The sequence below is a fragment of the Pseudomonas sp. NFPP07 genome, assembly GCF_900115645.1.
Taxonomy (GTDB): Bacteria; Pseudomonadota; Gammaproteobacteria; order Pseudomonadales; family Pseudomonadaceae; genus Aquipseudomonas; species Aquipseudomonas chlororaphis.
In genome coordinates, this window is the sequence record NZ_FOXG01000005.1 from 128,057 (window position 1) to 149,326 (window position 21,270).

Annotated in this window: 6 protein-coding genes; all 6 read left to right on the forward strand. The window is 65.4% G+C overall.

Translation table 11 applies throughout. The features are described from left to right. Nucleotides 1-796 precede the first annotated feature (796 nt). The 6 genes from gspE to BM019_RS14340 all read left to right on the forward strand — a co-directional run bounded on the left by gspE (nt 797) and on the right by BM019_RS14340 (nt 21,260). Nucleotides 797-2,218 carry a type II secretion system ATPase GspE gene (gene gspE, locus BM019_RS14315; protein ID WP_092418657.1) on the forward strand — a complete coding sequence of 474 codons (1,422 nt, stop codon included), beginning with the start codon at nt 797-799 and terminating at the stop codon, nt 2,216-2,218. Further along, on the forward strand, nt 2,218-3,429 hold the full coding sequence (gene gspF / locus BM019_RS14320; protein ID WP_092418658.1) for a type II secretion system inner membrane protein GspF: 1,212 nt from the start codon (nt 2,218-2,220) through the stop codon (nt 3,427-3,429). The genes gspE and gspF overlap by 1 nt, the downstream gene beginning before the upstream one ends. A 533-nt stretch (nt 3,430-3,962) precedes the next feature. After that, a complete protein-coding gene (locus BM019_RS14325) occupies nt 3,963-5,144 on the forward strand; it encodes a substrate-binding domain-containing protein (protein WP_009043657.1) in 1,182 nt (393 codons plus the stop codon). 241 nt (nt 5,145-5,385) lie between these two features. After that, nucleotides 5,386-6,561, forward strand: coding sequence for a substrate-binding domain-containing protein (locus tag BM019_RS14330; RefSeq protein WP_092418659.1), 1,176 nt, complete (start codon nt 5,386-5,388; stop codon nt 6,559-6,561). A gap of 145 nt (nt 6,562-6,706) precedes the next feature. Beyond that, the gene (locus BM019_RS14335) at nt 6,707-19,306 is read left to right on the forward strand and encodes a filamentous haemagglutinin family protein (protein ID WP_092418660.1); all 12,600 of its coding nucleotides are present in this window, start codon (nt 6,707-6,709) and stop codon (nt 19,304-19,306) included. A gap of 247 nt (nt 19,307-19,553) precedes the next feature. Then, nucleotides 19,554-21,260: a ShlB/FhaC/HecB family hemolysin secretion/activation protein gene (locus BM019_RS14340; RefSeq protein WP_092418661.1), complete on the forward strand. Its 1,707-nt coding sequence runs from the start codon at nt 19,554-19,556 to the stop codon at nt 21,258-21,260. Nucleotides 21,261-21,270 lie beyond the last annotated feature (10 nt).

The window sequence follows — 21,270 nt, forward strand, 5'->3', positions numbered from 1 at the left end:
CCAAAAAGTCTCGCCCCTCCATTCGGTGCCTCGCTAGGGCTCGGCATGCCCTCACTCCGGCATTGCTCCGGGGGCCCGCCGCCACAGGCCATCCATGGCCTGGGGCGGCTAGCGCGGCATCCCTGCCGCGCTACCCCCTACGCAACGCCTGCGTTCGGCCTCTGGGAAAGGGGCGGGTGGATCAAGGGCAAGATCAAAAGCCACAGCTAAAGCCAAGCGCGTTGTACGCGCTTCTTGTAGCCGCTGCCGCAGGCTGCGATCGGGCGCGCAGCGCACGCCAAACCAGACGACGCGATGTATCAGGCAGATCGAGGCGCATGGTTTTGCGTCTGCTTCGCAGCCGATCGCAGCCTGCGGCAGCGGCTACAGGGAACGTGTTCTCAGACAGGCCGACCGGCAGGTCGCCTCGCGTTGTTTTTGATTTTCTTGCCCCGTCGGGAGGCCGAGTGGAGGTTCTGCGCAGTGGGCAACCCGGCAGGGATGCCGGGTTAGCCGCCCCAGGCCATGGATGGCCTGTGGCGGCGGCCCACGGAGCAGGACCGGAGCGAGGGAATCCGAGCCTTGGCGAGGACCGGACGCTTGGGGCTAGAGCCCTTTGGTTACTTTGGGCTGGGCCGGCTTCCGGCTCTTCCAAAGTGACCCGCCGTAAGGGCGGAACCCTAGGTGGCCGTGACCGCAGCAACGGATATGTACACCCACTTCGCCGTACGAACGAAACCGCCAACGGCCATGACCACAGCAACGGATATGTACACGGTCAAGACCAAGCCCACGGCCAAGCCCCGGAGTTACTCCCATGAACCCCCAACTCCCTTACGCCTGGGCCAAATCCCAACGCATCCTCCTGCGTCACAGCGAGCAGGGCGCCGTACTCCTGGTCTGCCCCTCGACCCCCGGCTGGTCGATCAGCGAAGCGCGCCGCCAGTTCGGCCCGGCGCGGCTGGAGCGGGTGCGCGACGAGGAACTCGACGGCCTGCTGGCCAGCGCCTATTCCGACACCGGCAGCGCCGCCGCGGTGGTCGGCGCCGCCGAGAACGAGGTCGACCTCGACCGCCTGATGCAGGACATCCCGGAAATCACCGACCTGCTGGACACCCAGGACGGCGCGCCGGTGATCCGCATGATCAACGCCTTGCTGACCCAGGCCGCGCGGGACGAGGCCAGCGATATCCATATCGAGCCCTATGAAAGCCATTCGGTGGTGCGCTACCGCGTCGACGGCACGCTGCGCGACGTGGTCTCGCCGCGCAAGGCCTTGCACGGCGCGCTGGTGTCGCGGATCAAGATCATGGCCCAGCTCGACATCGCCGAAAAACGCCTGCCCCAGGACGGCCGCATCGCCTTGCGCGTGGCCGGGCGGCCCATCGATATCCGCGTGTCCACGGTGCCCACCGGCCATGGCGAGCGGGTGGTGATGCGCCTGCTGGATAAACAGGCCGGGCGCCTGCAACTGGAAACCTTAGGCATGGACCCCCAGGTGCTGGGCAAGCTCGACCACCTGATCCGCCAGCCCCACGGCATCGTGCTGGTCACCGGCCCCACCGGCAGCGGCAAGACCACCAGCCTCTATGCTGCCCTGGCGCGGCTGGACGCCAGCACTAGCAATATCCTCACTGTCGAAGACCCAGTGGAGTACGACCTGCCGGGGATCAGCCAGATCCAGGTCAACGCCAAGATCGACATGACCTTCGCCCTGGCCCTGCGCGCGATACTGCGCCAGGACCCGGACATCATCATGATCGGCGAGATCCGCGACCTGGAAACCGCGCAGATCGCCGTGCAGGCTTCGCTCACCGGGCACCTGGTGCTGGCGACCCTGCACACCAACGACGCGGTGTCGGCGGTCAACCGCCTGATCGACATGGGCGTCGAGCCGTTCCTGCTGGCCTCGTCGATGCTCGGCGTGCTGGCCCAGCGCCTGGTGCGGCGGCTGTGCCCGCACTGCAAGGAAGAAGACCCGACCGCCCCTGGCACCTGGCGCCCGGTGGGCTGCCCGGCCTGCAACCAGGTCGGCTACAGCGGGCGCACCGGCATTCACGAGCTGTTCTGCATCGACGACGACATTCGCAGCCTGATCCACCAGGGCGCCGACGAACAGGCGCTGCGCGCCGCCGCACGGCGCGCCGGGATGTTGAGCATGCGCGAGGACGGCGAGCGCTGGGTGCGCAGCGGCGCCACCGCCCCTGAAGAAATCCTGCGCGTAACCCGGGACGCCTGATGAACCGTTATCGCTACGAAGCCGCCGACGCCCTCGGCAAGATCGAGTCCGGGCACCTGGAAGCCGACAGCCAGAGCGCCGCTTTCGGCGTACTGCGCAGCCGCGGGCTGACGGCGCTGATGGTGCAGGTCGAGAGCAACACGCCGAAGGCCGGTGGCGGGAGCCTGTTCAGCGCCAAGCTGTCGGACAACGACCTGGCCTGGGCCACCCGCCAGCTGGCCAGCCTGCTGGGCGCCAGCCTGCCGCTGGAAGCGGCGCTGAGTGCCACGGTCGAACAAGCGGAAAAAAAACACATCGCCCACACCCTCAGCGCGGTGCGCGCCGATGTGCGCAGCGGCATGCGCCTGGCCGAAGCCCTGGCGGCGCGGCCGCGGGACTTTCCGGACATCTACCGGGCGCTGATCGCCGCCGGCGAAGAGTCGGGCGACCTGGCCCAGGTCATGGAGCGCCTGGCCGACTACATCGAGGAGCGCAACACCCTGCGCGGCAAGATCCTCACTGCCTTTATCTACCCCGGCGTGGTCGGGCTGGTCTCGGTGGGCATCGTGATCTTCCTGCTCAGCTACGTGGTGCCCCAGGTGGTCAGCGCCTTTTCCCAGGCGCGCCAGGATCTGCCGGGGCTAACCCTGGCGATGCTCAACGCCAGCGATTTCATCCGCGCCTGGGGCTGGTTGTGTTTCGGCGTGCTGGCCGGCGGCTTCTGGAGCTGGCGTATGTACCTGCGCAATCCCCAGGCCCGCTTGAGTTGGCACAGCCGGGTGCTGCGCCTGCCGCTGATCGGGCGCTTCGTGCTGGGCCTGAACACCGCGCGCTTTGCCTCGACCCTGGCGATCCTCGGTGGAGCAGGGGTGCCGCTGCTGCGCGCCCTGGAAGCGGCGCGCCAGACCCTGTCCAACGACCGCCTGAGCCAGAGCGTCAGCGACGCCACCGCCAAGGTCCGCGAAGGCGTCAACCTCGCCGCCGCGCTGCGGGTGGAGAAAGTCTTCCCGCCGGTGCTGATCCACCTGATCGCCAGCGGCGAAAAAACCGGCGCCCTGCCACCCATGCTCGAACGCGCCGCGCAAACCCTGTCCCGCGACATCGAACGCCGCGCCATGGGTATGACCGCCTTGCTCGAACCGCTGATGATCGTGGTCATGGGCGGGGTGGTGCTGGTGATCGTCATGGCAGTGCTGCTGCCGATCATCGAGATCAATCAGCTGGTGCAGTAACGACATCGATTGCCGGCTCGCTTTTCTGTAGGAGCGAGCTTGCTCGCGAAAAGACTCAAGACAACGCGATGTTTCGGCAAGAACCGCGTCAAGGTTCAGGGCCATCGCGAGCAAGCTCGCTCCTACAGGGGAAAGGGTCAGCCCAGGCAACTTTTTTCTGTGCTCCACTCATCACCCGAGCGCCGAATCCGCCGAACTCGGGTTCCTCGTTCTGTCATGCACGACCACCCCCAGCTCCCCCAGCCCAAGACCTGTGCCGCGTGCCGCCAGGAACTGGCAAAAGGCCTGACGCAACCTCGCTGTCACCTGCGCTGAAAAGCCCGTGCCAGGGCCCTCGAACACCCGAGAAAGTTTTTGAAAATCAAGCGCTTTCTCCCGAGGTTTTTTCCTTTATCTGTCACCGGAAACTGCGAACTTCTTCCCCATGGCCTCACCCCGCACAACGCTCTCAGAGCAGGGCAGAGGATCTGAGCGCCATGGCGTCATGCAAGAACCATTGACCTCCGTATACACACGACGAAAGGAGATTCTTCATGTTTAAGCGCACTATGATCGCAGCTTCCCTGGCCGTAGCGGCTCTGGCTTCGGCCCAATCGATGGCGGCTGTTGTGGGTGGCGGTGCCACTCTGCCTGAGAAACTCTACAACGGTGCTTCGCCTCTGCCACGTCTGCTGCCGGCAGACTTCAGCTATACCGGTGTCGGCAGCGGCGGCGGCAAGACCGCTTTCCTGACCAACGCTCCTGCTTCGATCAACCAGCCAGCCGGCACCCCAGTGGACTACGCCGGTAGCGACTCGGTACTCAGCTCGACTGAACTGACCAACTACAACAACGCCTACGGCGCCACCTTCGGCAAACTGATCCAGATTCCATCGGTCGGTACCTCGGTCACTGTTCCGTACAAGAAATCCGGCACCACCAACCTGCAACTGACCGGCGCACAGCTGTGCAGCATCTTCTCCGGTGCCGTGACCACCTGGGGCCCGATCCTGGGTAACAGCGACGCCACCCCGATCAAGGTCATCTACCGTTCCGGCAGCAGCGGCACCACCGAACTGTTCACCCGTTTCCTGAATGATTCCTGCCCTACCCAGTTCGGTGTCAGCAGCACTTTCACTGTTGCCAGCATCGGTGCCGAGCCTGCCAACTCGCAAGCCGTTTCCGGCAGCGGCGCAGTGGTGACTGCGGTCAACGCCACCGATGGCGCCATCGGTTATGTCAGCCCTGACTTTGTCTCTGCCAACAATAACGCCGTGGTTGCCCGCGTCAGCAAAAACGCTTTGCCTGCCGGCACCGCTCCACTGCCAAGTCTGGCCAACACCACCGCGGCCCTGGGCACCGCGCCAGTACCGGCTACCGCTGCCGAGCGTGCCAATCCGTTGAAGTGGGTGCCAACCTTCGGTTCCGCCGCCGGTGACACCGCTGTACCAACGGGCACCAACCAGTACCCGATCGTGGGTTACACCAACCTGCTGGTAGGTCAGTGCTACAAGACCGCTGCCGATGCCACTGCCATCCGCAACTTCCTGACCGACCTGTACACCGGCGTGAAAAACTCCACCATCGCCGCCCACTCCTTTGCCGTCGTGCCGAACACCAGCGCAACACCGACCAACCTGGCTGGCGAAATCAAGAAAACCTTCCTCGACAACGCCTATGGCGACGGCCTGGATATCGCCAACGTCAGCGTTTGCAACGGCAAAGGTCGTTTGTAAGCCGCACGCGGGATGCACCACTCGGCCACAGGATGTGGCCACTTGAACACCCATCGGTAGTGGCCTGGCTGGCGCTACCGATGTTGTGTTTCCAACCCTGATGATCTGTCGATCTTGCAGTTAGGGCGACTTTCCCCTCAGTAGCTTTTATTGCCCTGTTCGGGTTGCTCGATAGCGCACGGCCAGGGTCATTCGCACTGTCGGATCAGGGCTCAACCCCACTGTTTTCAGGAGATTGCTCATGTCACGGCATAGTCTCTTCGCAACGGTTCTGGTGCTGGCGAGCTTGTGTTCCCAGCCGGCGATGGCGGCGGTGATCGGTGGTGGCTCCAGTTCGCCGCTGCGGCTCTATACCGGTACGCCGGCCTTGCTGCCAGCCGACTTCAGTTATATCGGCATTGGCGGCGGCGATGAAAAGGCGGCCTTCCTGACCAATGCGCCGGTGCTGCTGGGATTGCCGCTGGCGACCTCGGTGGATTTCGCCGGCAGCGAGTCACTGCTGACAGCGGGCGAGCTGCAGACCTACAACAGCACGCAGTCCGCCAGCTATGGTCCATTGATCCAGATTCCGGTGGCCGGCATGGCACTGGCCATTCCTTATAAAAAGTCCGGTACCAGCACCCTGCAACTGACTGCGGCGCAGTTGTGCGACATCTTTTCCGGTGCTGTCAGCACCTGGGGCGCGGTCCTGGGGAATGCCGACACGATGCCGATCAAGGTCATCTATCGCTCCGGCAGCAGTGGCAGCACTGAGCTGTTCACGCGTTTTCTCAACGACTCCTGCCCCGGCAGGATTTCCGTCAGCAGCCTGTTCACCCAGGCCGGTTTTGCTCCGCTCCCCAACCATTGGCAGGCGGTGGCCGGCAGTGCCGATGTCGTGGCGGCGATCAATGCCGGGGAGGGCACCATCGGTTATGTCGCCAGCGAGTACCTGGCCCCCCACAACAACGCGACCTCGGCGCGGGTCAGCAAGCTACCCATGGCCGCCGGCACTGCGCCCTTGCCCACGGTTGCCAATACCCGCTACGCCCTTGGGTACTTCCCGCCGCCGATGACGGCGATGGATCGGGCCAATCCGTTGAAGTGGGTGCCGTTTTTCGGCTACGGCGCGGGCGGTCAGATGCCGGTGCCGACCCAGGGCAATCAGTACCCGATCGTCGGCTACACCAACCTGCTGATTGGCCAGTGCTATCGCGACGCTGCCGATGTCCAGGCGCTTCGCGGTTTTCTCGGCGAGCTGTACAGCCTGGCCAAGGCTCCGACTATCTATCAGCACTTTTTCGTCACTGTGCCGCAAACCGCCAGCCAGATGTCGGGGCTGGCCGGGGAGATCAGGAAAGTGTTTCTCGACAACGCCTATGGCGACAACCTGGATATCGGCAATGTCAACGTCTGTCACGGCATCGGGCGTCCATAGGACGTCGCTCCCGCCCGCGGATATGAACTTTGTATGACAACAGTTCGGTCGCGAACCTTTGTAACCGCCTATCAGGTATCGGCAATGCCGCCTCGGGGCGGCTGTGTGGCCCAACTCTGTGCAATGGGATAAGGATCAACCAGTGATGCGTCTGTCTAAAAAAACCTCGAACCCGACGCCTCGCGGCATTGCCCATGAATCCGTTCGCTCCGTGCTGGAGCAGGGCACGCTGTACCTCACGCCCCTGGCCCGGGCCATTGCCCTGCTGGTACTGGCGGGCTCGGCCCAGGCCGCTCAGCCCGCGGCGTTCAGCTCAGGTTGGTTTGCCGCCAAGGGCGCGGCCCAGACCACCAATGCCTCCCGCCCGGGCGGGTTGGTGCCGGGAGCGCCGCCACCGCTGGCGCAGCAGCAGAAAGCCAACCAGCAATTGCAGCGTTCCTTGAACAATCTCAACAACACCGTGGCGGCGATCGCCGCCCAGCAGGCGTTGCAGGCAGCCGGCCGCACAGCGGCCTTCGCCAGCCCGGAAACCATCCATAACGGCCTGGGCGGCAATGGCCTGAATCTGGTGATCGGCGCCGACGGCAAGCCGGTGTTCAGCAATGTCGAGGCGCCGGTACAGAGCGAGGCAGGCGGCAAGACCCAGGTTGCGATCAAGCAGACCGCGGACAAGGCGATCATCAACTGGGAAACCTTCAACGTCGGGCGCGACACCACCGTCGACTTCCAGCAGAACGCTGATTGGGCCGTGCTCAACCGGGTCAACAACACGACCGCGCCGAGCCAGATCCAGGGCGCGATCAGGGCTGACGGCACGGTGCTGATCCTCAATCAGAACGGCATCGTCTTCAGCGGCAGCAGCCAGATCAACGTGCGCAACCTGGTGGCGGCGGCCACTGCCTTCGACGACAGCCAGTTCCGCAGCAATGGCCTGTACAGCCCGGGCACGGCGCCGACCTTCACCAACGCTGGCGGCAAGGTGCGGGTCGAGCAGGGCGCAAGCATTGAAACCCATGCGCCCGCCACTTCCACCGCCGGCGGCGGTTATGTGCTGCTGTTGGGCAGCGAGGTGGACAACGCCGGGACCATCAGCACCCAGAAGGGCCAGGTCGCGCTGGCCGCGGGTGGCAGTTTCGTGATCAAGAAGGGCCAGGGCACCGACGGCAATGTCGATTCCACCGTGCGCGGCAATCAGGTGCTCGCCAGCGGCGTGGGCCAGGCCAGCAACAGCGGCCTGTTGCAGGCGGCGCTGGGCGACGTCAGCCTGACCGGCCAGGACGTGCGGCAAGACGGCGTGGCCCTGGCCAGCACCTCGGTGGATTCGCGCGGCACCCTGCACCTGACCGCCAGCCGCAGCGTGACCCTGGGCGAGGGCGCGACCAGCGCGATCCTGCTGGACAGCAGCAGTGCCCTGGACAGCCAGCGCAGCAGCCTGATGCAGCCGCTGAGTGCCGACAGCTCAACGATAGTCACGGCCGACGGCTATCGACGCGACCAGTCGTTGATCGCCATCGACAGCGCCGGCACCGTCGACTTTCAGAAAGGCTCGATCACCCTCGCCAGTGGCGGCCAGGTAGGCGTTCGTGCGGCCCAGCGCAGCCGGGTGGGCGACGGTGCGATCATCGACGTATCCGGTGAGCTGGGCGTCAAGGTGGCGATGGAGTCCAACAGCATCAAGGTCAACGTCCAGGGCAACGAGCAGCGCGATGCCTCGGCCAACCGCGACCAGGGCAGCCTGAACAGCCAGGACGTGTGGGTCGATACCCGTGAGCTGGTGTTCGTGCCCGCCGGCACCAACGGTTATGCCTCGGACCGCTGGTACACCGCCGGTGGCCTGCTCGAGGTCGGCGGTTACCTGGGCACTCGTGTGCACAGCGTGGGTGAGTGGATGGCCCAGGGCGGCACGGTGTCTTTCAGCGGCAATGATGTGGTTACTGTCCAGGGCTCGCAGATCAACCTGTCCGGCGGCACCCTCGATGTGCAGTCCGGGATGGTCAAGCAGAGCTGGCTCAAGGGCGCGGACGGTCGACTTTATGAAGTCTCCAGCGCCCCCGGCGACATACTCTACGAAGGCCTGTACCAGGGTTACGAGGATCACAGCGAGCGTTGGAACCAGAGCCATTTTTACTACAGCCCGCTGATCGCGCCACGAGAGCGTTTCGAGCAGGGTTACAGTGTCGGCCGCGACGCCGGTACTCTGGTGATTGGCACGCGTAACGCGGTGCTGGAAGGCCAGGTGGTCGGCGATACCTTCCAGAGCGACCTCCAGGTACAGGCCGCGCAGGTCGGGCTGGACGCTTACAACCAGTCAGCGAAAGCGGTGGCCCGTGGTGCGCAACTGGTGGTTGGCAGTTACGTGCCGTACTACGTGAAAAGCAGCGGCACCTTGCAATACGCCTTGCGCGCCAATGCCGGCACGCTGCAGGACATCGTCCTGGGGACGGAGGCCCAATCCCTCGCGGCCGGCCTGGGGCTCGACGACCCGGTGACCGCCGAGCGCGAAGGCCGCCTGTACCTGGACAGCGACCAGCTCAACGGCTTCGGCCTGGGGGCGGTGAGGATCGCCGCCACCGGCAGCATCAAGGTCGAGGGTGACCTGCAGGTGGCGCCGGCCGGCAGCATCACTCTGTATGGGCCGCAGGTCGAGGTCGACGCCAACCTGACGGCCCGTGGCGGCGACATTGCCCTGGGCAACGTGTTGCAGCAGATCAGCAGCAGTGCCCGGGTCGAGGACACCCGGATCGATGCCCTTGGCGGCAGCCGTGCCAGCGTCCGCGTGGGCGAGGGCGTGACCCTCGACACCCGTGGTGCCTGGAGCAATCAGGTGCACAACCCGAATGACGTCAGCGCGCTACCGTACCTCAATGGCGGCAATGTGTCCCTGCGCAGCAGTGGCGACCTGACGCTTGCGGCCGGAAGTCTGATCGACGTTTCATCGGGTGCCGCGTTGCTGGCCGATGGCAAGCAACGCGGTGGCAAGGGCGGCAACTTGACCCTGGCGGCCAACGCCAATACTTCCGACAGCAATGGGGTGTTGAGCCTTGACGGCGAGGTGCGCGGTCATGGGGTCAGTGGCGGTGGCCGCCTGAACCTGCAGGCCGGCCGGGTGACCATCAGCGACCAGCCGGTGGCGGGCAACGATGCTGGCCTGCTGCTGGGCAGTGGCTTCTTCAACAAGGGCTTCTCGGCCTACGACATCACCGGCAACCAGGGACTGACCGTCAGCGATGGCACCCAGTTGGACGTCAGCATGCCGGTGTACCACTTCGGTGAGAACATCCAGGACGCGGCGACCGGCAGCGCGCCGCAGGCACTGTTGTCGCTCTGGACCCCGCAGCTGTATCAGCAGGACCCGGTCAAGGGCCTGTTAAGCCAGCGCAAGGGCGCGAACCTGAGCCTGCAGGCTGGCAGCATCCTGTCCACCGCCAGCGAGCGGGAAACGACGGCCCTGCTGATCGGCACAGGCGCGCGGATCAGTGTCGATCCAGGCAGCAGCTTGAGCCTGGCCAGCGTCGGTCAGTTGAGTGTCGACGGGCAACTCGACGCTTGGGGCGGGAGGATCCAGCTGACCCAGATCAAACCCGTGGGATTGGCGGATATTCCGGTCACCGAAGCTCCTCATCAGCGTTCGATCCTGTTGGGCGAGCATGCGCTGCTGGATGTCTCGGCCCGCGCGGCAACCGCGGTGGATGCCCAGCGCCGACGTTACGGCCGGGTCGACGACGCCGGCAGCATCGTCATCGGTGGCAGTGTCGATACGGCCAAGGGCACCGCCAGTGCGCCGGACCTGTTCGTGGTGGTGGAGCGGGGCGCGCGCCTTTTGGCCAACGGCGCCCAGGCCGAACTGGATATTCGCGGGCAGGGCGCCACGACGCTGAGCAGCACCGGCGGCAGCATTGCCCTGAGTTCGAACAACGGCCTGCGCCTGGACGGTGAGTTCCAGGCCGCATCCGGAGGCGTGGGCGCGGCCGGCGGCAGCCTGTCGGTGGCCCTGGAAACCCCGCTGTACGATCGCTCCACGGTGGACGACCAGGTGCGGGTTCCGCGTGAGCTGGTCCTGTCCCGGGGAGCGGGTACTGCTGCCACGGATAGCCTGATGAACTATGGCCAGGGCCGTCTGGACGTCGATAATGTCGGCAGTGGCGGTTTCGCCAACCTGACCTTGCTGAGCAACGGCATTTTGTCGTTCGCCGGTGATATGGATCTGAACCTGACGCAGAGCCTGCAGATTTATGCCGGCTCCCTGGCGCTGGCCGAAGGCGCGCCGGGTGACAGCCGGATCAGTCTGAATGCGCCGTATGTGCGCCTGGCGGGGGCCGTGGCCAGTCAAGGTACTGATGTGGCGGTACGCCCGACTGTACAGGGTGGCCTGTCGGTACAGGACAGCGCGGCCCGACTGGAGGTCAACGCCGACCTGCTGGACCTGCGCGACGTCCTGACCCTGGGCGCCCACGGCACGCTGGAGCGCCAGCAGGGCCCGGCCCTGGAGGTCGACCGCCGTGGTTTTGCCCAGGCGCAGTTGAGCAGCCGTGGCGACATGCGTTTTCTCGGCGGTTCGCCGCTCAATATCGAGCGTATCGCTACACAACTGCTCAGCAACGCCGACCTGGCCCTGCTGGCGGCGCAGATCTACCCGACCACGGGGGCCACGGCGCTGGTCAAGACCACTGCGGACTCCACCCTGCGTATCGGTCGCACCAGCGACACACTGCCGGCCCAGCCCTATTCGGTGTTCGGCTCACTGAGCCTGGATGCCGGTACGCTGTTGCAGGGCGGGGTGCTGCGTGCGCCGCTGGGGCTGCTCAGCCTCGGTGAGGAAGTCGGCAATATCCAGACCCTGAAGCTGTTGCCGGGCAGTGTCACCTCGGTCAGTGCTGCCGGTCTGAACATGCCTTATGGCGGTACTGTCGATGGCCTGTCCTATCGCTATAACGGCAAGGATGTCGAACTGATCGGCGTGGCTGGCGGTATCTCGAACAACCTGTTGTCAGTGGGTGTATCGATGACCGGGCACACCATCGATGTGCAGCCGGGCGCAGTGCTCGACCTGTCCGGTGGCGGCGAACTGGCCGGGGCCGGCTTCATTTCCGGGCGTGGCGGCTCCACCGACGCGCGCTACAACCCGCTGGTGCAGATCGGCGCGGACGGCAGCCTGGTGTTGCCGGGTCTGGACACCAACCCGGTCTACGCCATTGTTCCGGGCGAGCAGCGCAACTATGCGCCGCCGGCTAGCGAGGCCGGGGTGCGCGACCCGCTGATTGGCCAGCGCATCACCCTGGACGCCGGGGTTCCAGGCCTGCCGGCAGGCACCTATACCTTGCTGCCGTCGACCTATGCCTTGCTGCCGGGGGCGTTCCGGGTCGAACTCAATGGCCTGGCCAGCAGTGGCAAGACGGCCAGCAGCCTGGCCATGCGCAACGGCTCCTGGGCCACCTCGGGGGGGCTGTCGATTGTCCACAGCGACGTTCGCGATGCGCTGTCCAGCCAGGTGATCCTGACCTCGGCGGACGTGCTGCGCCGCTACTCGCAATACAACGAAACCGGCTACGCTGCCTTCGCCGCGGCCGATGCCGCGCTCAAGGGCGTGCCGCGGCCGATGATCGAGGCCGATGGCAAGACCCTCAAGCTCACATTCAAAGGTGTGGGCGACCCGGCCGAGACTTTCCGTTTCGACGGAACGGCGAATTTTAAACCGGCGCAAGACGGCTTGGGAGGCAGTGCCGGTATTTTTGCCAGCGCACGTTATCTCGAAGTGCTGCCGGTCGGCCAGCAGGCCACACCGGGTTTCGCAGGGGCCTCGCTCTACGACCAGGCGCTGAATGCTTTGCAGGTTCCGCGCCTGTCGATAGGTGCGTTGCCCGGAGTCCTTTATGGGCAGGGCGGCAATCTGGTGACGTTCAACTCGACCCTGTCCGACATCAATCTGCGTCAGGGCAGCAGTCTCAAGGCCGGGGAAGTATTCCTCGTCACCAATACCAAGACTGGCGCCATCGTGATCGAGCAAGGGGCGAGCATCAACACCCTGGGGCAGGGCAGCGCGCCGTTCGATTCCCGTAGCGGATTCATCTACGACCCGGGCCAGAACAGCCTGCTGGCGGTGTCCAACGGTTGGCTCGAGGTGCTGCCGCCCACCACGAGTACAGAAGCCACCAGCGGTCCGGGGTCGATCCTGATCGGGTTGTGCGCCAGTGACTCTTGCGGCGCTACCACCGAACTCTATTCCCAAGGCACCATCACCGCGGCCACTGACAATACCTTCAACCTCGACGAATCGGTGCGTTTCGGCACGCGCAACCTGACGCTGGCGGTCGGCGCGATCAACATCGGCTCGGCCCAGGCCCTGGCTGCGGCCGGACAGCGCCAGGCGCTGCCCCAGGGGCTGACCCTGAACCAGCAGGTCCTTGACCGCCTGCTGCGCGGCGACACGGCCAAGGGTGCGCCGGCCCTGGAAAACCTGGTACTCAATGCCCGGGATTCGGTGAACTTCTACGAAAGCGTCGAGCTCAGCACCCTGGACCCGCTGACCGGCCAGTCCAGCCTGCAGCGCCTGGTCCTGGGGACGCCGGCGATCTACGGTTACGGCGCCGTTGGCGACCGCGCCAGCATCCGCACCGGCACGCTGGTATGGAACGGCGCGGCGACGGCACCCGGCGCGCCGTTGCTGGCCGGGCCCGGCAATGGCAGCGGGGTACTGGATATCCAGACCCAGGTGCTGGAGTTCGGCTACGGCCCCAACGCCCAGGCCAACAATCTCGACAACCTGCAGCGCCTGGCCCTGGGCTTCAGCCAGGTCAACCTGACCGCCAGCCAGCGCATTACCGCCAACCACAAAGGCGCGCTGCAGGTGTACCAGTTGCGTGGCGACTATGTCAGCGGCAAAGGCTATAGCTACAGTGGTGGCGACCTGCGGGTGAATACGCCGCTGTGGACTGGCGAGGCGGGCTCGGTCAACCGCATCACCGCCGGTGGCGCGCTGACGGTGGCGGGTATCGCCGGGCTGTCGGCCATCGCGGCCGACAACGCGGCGCTGGGGGCTGAATTGCAACTGGAGGCCGGCAGCCTGCTGCTCGACAGCACGGTGCGCCTGCCCAGTGGCAAGCTCACCCTCGGCGCCAGCGGCGACGTGGTGCTGGGGGATAATGCCCTGGTCGACCTGGCCGGGCGCGAGGTGGTCCTCAACGATGTGCGCAAGTACAGCTGGGGTGGCGACCTGATCCTCGACAGCCGTGGCGGCAATATCCGCCAGGCCACCGGTTCGACCGTCGACCTCAGCGCCCGCAACAATCGCGCCGGCCTGCTGAGCGCGATCGCCCTTGACCCCGATGCCGGCCTGATCGACCTGCAAGGACGGATCCTCGGCTCCGCCAGCGGCAGCTACAACGCCGGCGGCACCCTGGTGCCTTATGCCGGTGGCGCGGTGAGTTTGCGCGGGCAGAGCCTTGGGGATTTCGCCGCGCTCAACACGCGCCTGAACCGCGATCAGGTCTTCGGCTCGCGCAGCTTCCAGCTCAAGCAAGGCGACCTGGTGATCGGCAACGAACTCAAGGCCAATGAGATCAATGTCTCGGTGGACAACGGCAACCTGACAGTGGTCGGTACTGTCGATGCCAGCGGCCAGCAGGTCGGCAGTATCCGCCTGGCGGCCAGGCAGGGCCTGACCGTTGCCGGTAGCGCGCTGCTCGATGCCCACGGCAGCCTTCTGCGGGTCGACAGCTACGGCAAGATCATCGACAGCCCCAACCGGGCACTGATCGAACTCAACTCGGGGGACGGCCAGTTGACCCTGGCCAGCGGCGCGCGCTTCGACCTGCGCCATGGCACCGACGCGCCGCTGGGCAATGCCCCCGGGCAAAATGACGGTCGAGCCCGTGGCACTCTGGAGCTCAATGCCCCGCGGCTGCGGCTCGAGGATCCGCGATACGGCGATATCGCCATCGATGCCTCCGGCAACCTGTCGGTGCTCGGCGCGCGCTCGATCAGCGTCAACGCGATCGCCCGCTACACCGATGCCCGCGACGGCAGCACGCCGGCGGTGGACGGGCGGCCTTACCAGGTAATCGATCAGGACTACCTGAATGCCAAGCACCTCGACAGCCAGGCATTCATCGATGACGCCCTGGCCAACGGCAACCTGCTCAACGGCAAGCTGGCCGGCCTGAACAATGCGACTTACGCCGATGCGCTGCACCTGCGGCCCGGGGTGGAAATCCTCAGCAAGACGGCGGATGGCGATCTGCTGGTGCAGGGTGACCTGGACCTCTCCGGTTATCGCTACGCCAGCCTCAACCGTCATACGCAGAAGACCGATGTCTATGGCTCCGGCGAGCCGGGCAGTTTAGTCGTGCGCGCCGGCGGCAACCTGAATATCTACGGCAGTATCAGCGATGGTTTCGCACCGCCGGAGGCGGGCGATCCGGCAGAGCGTACCGATGGCAACGGCTGGTTGCTGATTCCCGGGAAACAGCCGTTCGGTGCCGACTTGGTGGTACCGGGGGCTGGCGTCGAACTGGCCGAAGGCACCCTGTACCCGGCCGGCAGCCTGCTCAACTACGACCTGCCGTTCAAGGGCGCCAGCCTGCCGGCGGGGCTCGAGTTGCCGACTGCTATGAGCCTGGGCGAGGCGCTGAACCTGCCCGCCGGTACCTTGCTGCAGGCGGCCATCCACGATGCTGGCGGCAATCTGTTGTATGCCGCCGGGACCTTGTTGAGCGAGACGGTCACCCTGCCTGCCGACACCCGCCTGGATGCCGGTACCCGACTGTCGATGGATATCACCGTCAAGGACGGCATCTGGCCCAAGGGCGTCGCGGTGCCCCGCAATGGGTTGACGCTGCGCGGGGCCATGGCGCTGGCCACTGGCGCGCTGATTCCTTCCGGCACCGACGTCAAGCTGGCCGAAGGCGTCGATCTGATCGAACTGCGTCCGGTCAACAACGGTGTCCAGGGGCGTAACTGGGCGGTGGCGAGCCTGCTGCCGGAAGGCTCGCAATCCTGGTCGATGCGCTGGGTGGCGGGGGCCGACACCGAGGCGGCCGACACCCGTCTTACCCGTCCCCACGCGGAGGCGGGCAGCCTGCAACTGGCCGACGGGCATTACCTGGCCAAGCGTGAGCAGACAGGTGGCGGAGGTGACGGAGGTGGTGGCGGCACGGGATTAGTGTGGTCACCGACCAGCAATTTCGGCACACCGGGCGATCCGGTGCCTCCAGAGATGCTGGACTTTTGTACCTGGGTGCCCGATGCGTGTGTGCCGGCGCCGGCCAAGACGCAGTTGGTCTGGTCACCGACCAGCAATTTCGGCACGCCGGGCGATCCGGTGCCTCCAGAGATGCTGGACTTTTGTACCTGGGTGCCCGATGCGTGCATGCCGGCGCCGGCCAAGACGCAGTTGGTCTGGTCGCCGACCAGCAATTTCGGCACGCCGGGTGATCCTGTGCCGCCCGATATGCTGGACTTCTGTACCTGGGTTCCTGACGCGTGCGTTGTGGCAACCGTTCCGGAGGAGCCTGGCCCTACGGATCCCGTACGCACCAAGGTCACGGTCGGCAACCAACTGTTCAGCGTCTTGCGTACCGGGACCGGGGACCTGGACCTGCTCAGCGCCGGCGATTTCAATATGCATTCGCTGTTCGGCGTCTACACCGCCGGCGCCCAGTCGGCCTCGCTGGCGCCGGGCGCCAACGACCCTTATCAGCAGGCCCGTGGCCGCCAACCCGATGGCAGTGTGCTGGGCACCGCGGGTGCGGCTTATGAATCGCTGACCACAGGCAGTGCCTATCAGGCCTGGTATCCGGAGCAGGGCGGTAATCTCAAACTGGCGGTTGGTGGCAATCTGCTCGGCGACTCGCTGGGTACCAAGAGGGACTCAAGCGGTGTCAGTGCGCCGCAGAAAACTTCGGCTTCCCTGGGCAATTGGTTGTGGCGGCAAGGCACTGGCGCCACGGCCGATCCGGCCGCGCAGATTCCTACTGCCTGGTGGATCAACTTCGGTAGCTTCGCCCAGCAGCCCTCTACCGGGGCGAGTGATCCTTACCTGACGGGTTTCACCGGGATCGGCACCCTCGGGGGCGGTAACCTGAACGTCGATGTCGGTGGGGATGCCGGCCTGATCTCGGAACAGCTCGAAGCATCGGGTACGGCCGTGGAGCGCAGCCAGGGACTGGTGCTGGCCGTGGGCAGCAGTGGCCGGGTCGCCGCCGATGGCAGTCTGGTGTTGACCGGTGGCGGTGACCTGCGGCTGCGCGTCGGCGGTGAGCTCAACCCGTCCCGGGAGGCGCGAGAAGCCGTCAACACGGTGGCCGATCTGAACGGCATGCTGGCCAACCTGCGTGGATCGTTGCAACTGCAAGCCGGGGCCATCGGGGCGTTGGGCCTGACCTATGGCAGCTATAGGGTCAGCCAGGATCCGCAAGAATCGCGGGCCTATGACGCCTATGTTTCGACCATGGCCGCCGCCCGCGGCGGCGTGACCCTGATGCCGGGGGATGCCGGCGTCAGCCTGGACAGCCGCGGCGACCTGGTGTTGCAGGGGGTGGGCGATCCGGGGCGGGTGGTGATGCAGAACTCCACCGGCTATACCGACCGTGACGGTGCCTACCGCAGCGGTGGTGGCCTGAGCCAGTTCTCCTTGTGGACCGATAATACTGCCATCGACTTGTTCAGCGTCGGCGGTAACCTGACACCAATCGTTGCCGATGAGCGTCGTGCCGGCACCAATGCGTCGACCTCCGGCGGACGTTTTGTCTATCCGTCGGTCCTGCGGGCCACTGCGGCCAATGGCAGCCTCTATTACGGGCCGTCGGCCAATGGCGTCAGCGGTCAGGCATCGGGTTTCTCGCTGATGACCGCACCTTCGGCCAATGCCGAGCTGCAACTGATCGCCGCCGATTCGATCTATGCCGGCGGTTATGCGGTGACACAGTCGGGGGCTGACCCGGCGCTATTGTCCAGTCCACTGAACCCGGGTTTCGCGGGTTATAGCGGGATCAATATCAACCCGAACTACGACAACTACGGTGCTGGGGTCGGTGTCTCGCCGAGCGAGTTTCCGTTGTTCAGTTTTGGCATCAATACCTTCAGCACCCAGCCGTACATCGGGCGTGAGCCGGTACGTTTTTATGCGGTCAAGGGCGATATCGTCGGCCTGCGTACCGGCGAAGTGATTCGTTATCCGTTGCAGGGCAACGAAGTACGCTACGAAGGTAGCGGCCCGCTGCGGGTGATGGCCGGGCGCGACATCGTCAACTCCGGCCTGCCGTTGAATACCTTTACCGATGTGCCTGTTGAAGTGAATGGGGCGGGTCCAGGGCAATCCACCGGTAACTTGATCGTGCACAGCCGGGCCGATGAGATTTCCCAGGTCTGGGCCGGGCGGGACATCCGTCTGAGTACCTTCAATATCGCCGGGCCCGGCCTGCTGGAGGTCAGCGCCGGGCGCAACCTGTACGGTTCGGGCCCGGGCGTGGGGCAGCTTTATCAGGAGAGTGCCTTCAACAGTATCGGCAATGTCGACCCCGCAGCGCGGATGCGCGACGGTGGCGCCTCGATCGCGCTGATCGCCGGGGCGGGTGCCCAGGGCCCGAATTACCAGGGCTTGCTGACGCGTTATCTGCAGCCGGGAGCGGCGCTGAAGAACTATGGCAGCGAGCTGAACCTGTGGCTGAGCCAGCGCTTCGGCTACAGCGCCGGCGAAGACCAGGCCCTGGCGTTCTTCGCCAGCCTGCCGGCGGAGCAGCAGAACGTTTTCGCCCGGCAGATCTACTTCGCCGAACTCAAGGCCGGGGGCCGTGAATACAACACCGTCGGTGGCGAGCGCAGCGGCAGTTACCGCCGTGGGCGCGAGGCGATTGCCGCGCTGTTCCCGAGCAAGGATGTGGCGGGCAACAGCATCCGCTATGACGGTGACGTCACCCTCTATGGCGGTTCGGGGATCCATACCGACTTCGGCGGCGATATCCAGGTGCTGACCCCGGGCGGGCAGCAGGTGTTTGGCATCGAGGGCGAGGCGCCACCGTCCACGGCGGGGGTGATCACCCAGGGCCAGGGCAATATCCAGCTGTACTCCCTGGGCAGCATCCTGCTGGGTCAGAGCCGCATCATGACCACCTTCGGCGGTTCGATCCTCGGCTGGTCGGCCGAGGGCGATATCAACGCCGGGCGGGGCTCGAAAACCACCGTGGTCTACACCCCACCAAGGCGTGTGTACGACAACTGGGGCAACGTGACCCTGTCGCCGTCGGTGCCGAGCACCGGGGCCGGTATCGCCACGCTGAACCCGATTGCCGAGGTGGCGCCGGGGGATATCGACCTGATTGCGCCCTTGGGCACCATCGACGCCGGCGAGGCCGGGATCAGGGTCTCGGGCAACGTCAACATCGCGGCCCTGCAAGTGGTCAACGCGGCGAACATCCAGACCCAGGGCGAGTCCTCGGGGATTCCGGTGGTGGCGTCGGTCAATACCGGGGCCCTGACGTCGGCCAGCTCGGCGGCGTCTTCGGCGACCCAGGCCGCCGAGGATGTGGCGCGCCAGCAGCAGGCGGCGGCGCGGCAGAACATGCCGTCGGTGTTTAGCGTGCAGGTGCTGAGTTTCGGCCAGGAGCGCCTGGCGCCGACCCGGGATGGCGCCAGCCGGGCCAACCCCGGCTACAACCCGGACAGCCCGGTGCAGGTGCTGGGCGCCGGGCCGCTGAGCGACCAGGCGCGCCAGCAGTTGACCGAGGAGGAGCGGCGGCAACTGACCTTATAGGTTCTCTCGTGGCAACACAGTTCGGGGCGATCGTTGATCGCCCCTTTTTTTGCAGACCTGTCACACAGGTGCCCATCACCCCTTGAAACCTAGGCGAAGGCTCTAGTCCGCGGGTTTGCCATTTTCTGCCCGGATCCATGGAGAAGACCGGCGCCTATCGGCCGGCCCGGCGGATGATTGACGGCAAAATAATGGCAAATTAACAACGCGCCACTATTTTGATATCATCTGTCTCGAGGGACCGAACATGTACTCACCCGCCTTCGCGGGGAGGTTGTGCCTGGCTTTGCTGTGCCTGACTCCACTGCACCTCGTTCATGCCGCTCCCACCCCCGGTGACACCGACCTGATCCGCGAACGCCAGGATCGCCTGCTCGAAGAGCAGCGCCGGCGCCTGGAAGAACTCAAGGACCTGCCCGGTAAAGAGGCTGCCCCTACGGCGCCGACCGCGCCTGCCGACACCCGCTGCTTCCCGATCAAGGACATCGAGCTCAAGGGCGCCGACAGCCTGTCCGCCGCCGAGCAAGCTCGCTTGCTCAAGCCCTATATCGGCCAGTGCCTGGGTGTCAGCCAGCTCAATGAGCTGCTCAAGGTCATCACCGATCACTACCTCGAGAAGGGCCTGGTGACCAGCCGTGCCTACCTGCCGCAGCAGGATCTGTCTGGCGGCCACTTGAAGGTGCTGGTGGTCGAGGGCCGGCTCGAAGGCTTGAAGGGCGCGGCCGACAGCCAGCTGTCCGAGCGCGAGCTGGCCATGGCTTTTCCCGGGAAGGTCGGCGAGCGGGTCAACCTGCGGGAAATCGAACAACTGGTGGACCAGCTCAACCGCCTGCCGTCGAACCAGGCGCAAATGGAGCTGGCGCCCGGCAACGAGGTCGGTGGCAGCGAAGTGCTGGTCAAGAACACCGCGCAAAAGCCCTGGCGAGCCGGGCTGTCACGCAGCAACGACGGCCAGCGCAGCACCGGCGAGCAGCAGTGGGGCACTACCTTTGACTGGGACAGCCCGCTGGGGCTGGCCGACCAACTGATGTTGCGCGGTGGCCACGATGCCATGAGCGATCACCAGCACACCTCCAATAACGCCATGCTCTATTACAACCTGCCCTGGGGCTGGTGGAACTTCAGTTACACCTACAGCCAGAGCGAGTACCGCTCCCAGGCCCAGGCCAATGGTTTCAGCTTCAAACAGACCGGCGACAGCCAGAACCACCAGTTGCGCGCCGAGCGGGTGATCCTGCGTGACGCGGTGAGCAAGACCTCGCTGAATGCCGGCCTGGCCTACCTGCGCACCAACAACTTCATCGAAGACAGCAAGCTGGCCTTGAGCAGCAACCGCCTCAGCGAAGCCCAGTTCGGCATCAACCATGGCCGGCGCATCGGCGGTGCCTTCGTCAACCTCGACCTGGGCATGCAGAACGGCATTGGTGCCTTCGACGCCCAGGACAATGGCCACCCGGGACCGGGCGAGCCGAATGCGCGCTACCGCAAATACACCGCCACCCTCAGTTACCTGCAGCCGTTCAAGCTGTGGGGCGAGTCGTTCAGCTTCAGCAGCCTGATGACCGGCCAGCGCAGCGAAGACGTGCTGTTCAGCCCGCAGCGCACCAGCCTGGGCGGGCAGTCGTCGATTCGCGGATACAAGGATCAGTCGCTGTCCGGCGACAGCGGCGGTTACTGGCGCAACGACCTGCGCTGGAGCCGTCCGGTGACCTGGGCCTGGCTCCAGCCACTGTTCACTGAGTACGGCAGCAGTCTGGGCTACGACCAGGGCGTCATCCGTGGCGATCGCTACAACGGCGAGCAGCACGGGCGCCTGTCGAGCAACTCCCTGGAGCTGTTCGCCCGCGGCCGGCACCTGGCGACCAGCGTGACTTTCGCCCATTCCCTTGAACGCCCGGATGTCCTGAGCGAGCGCGAAGCGCCGATCTACTTCCGTCTGGACTTCTTCCTCTGATTCGCGTTTT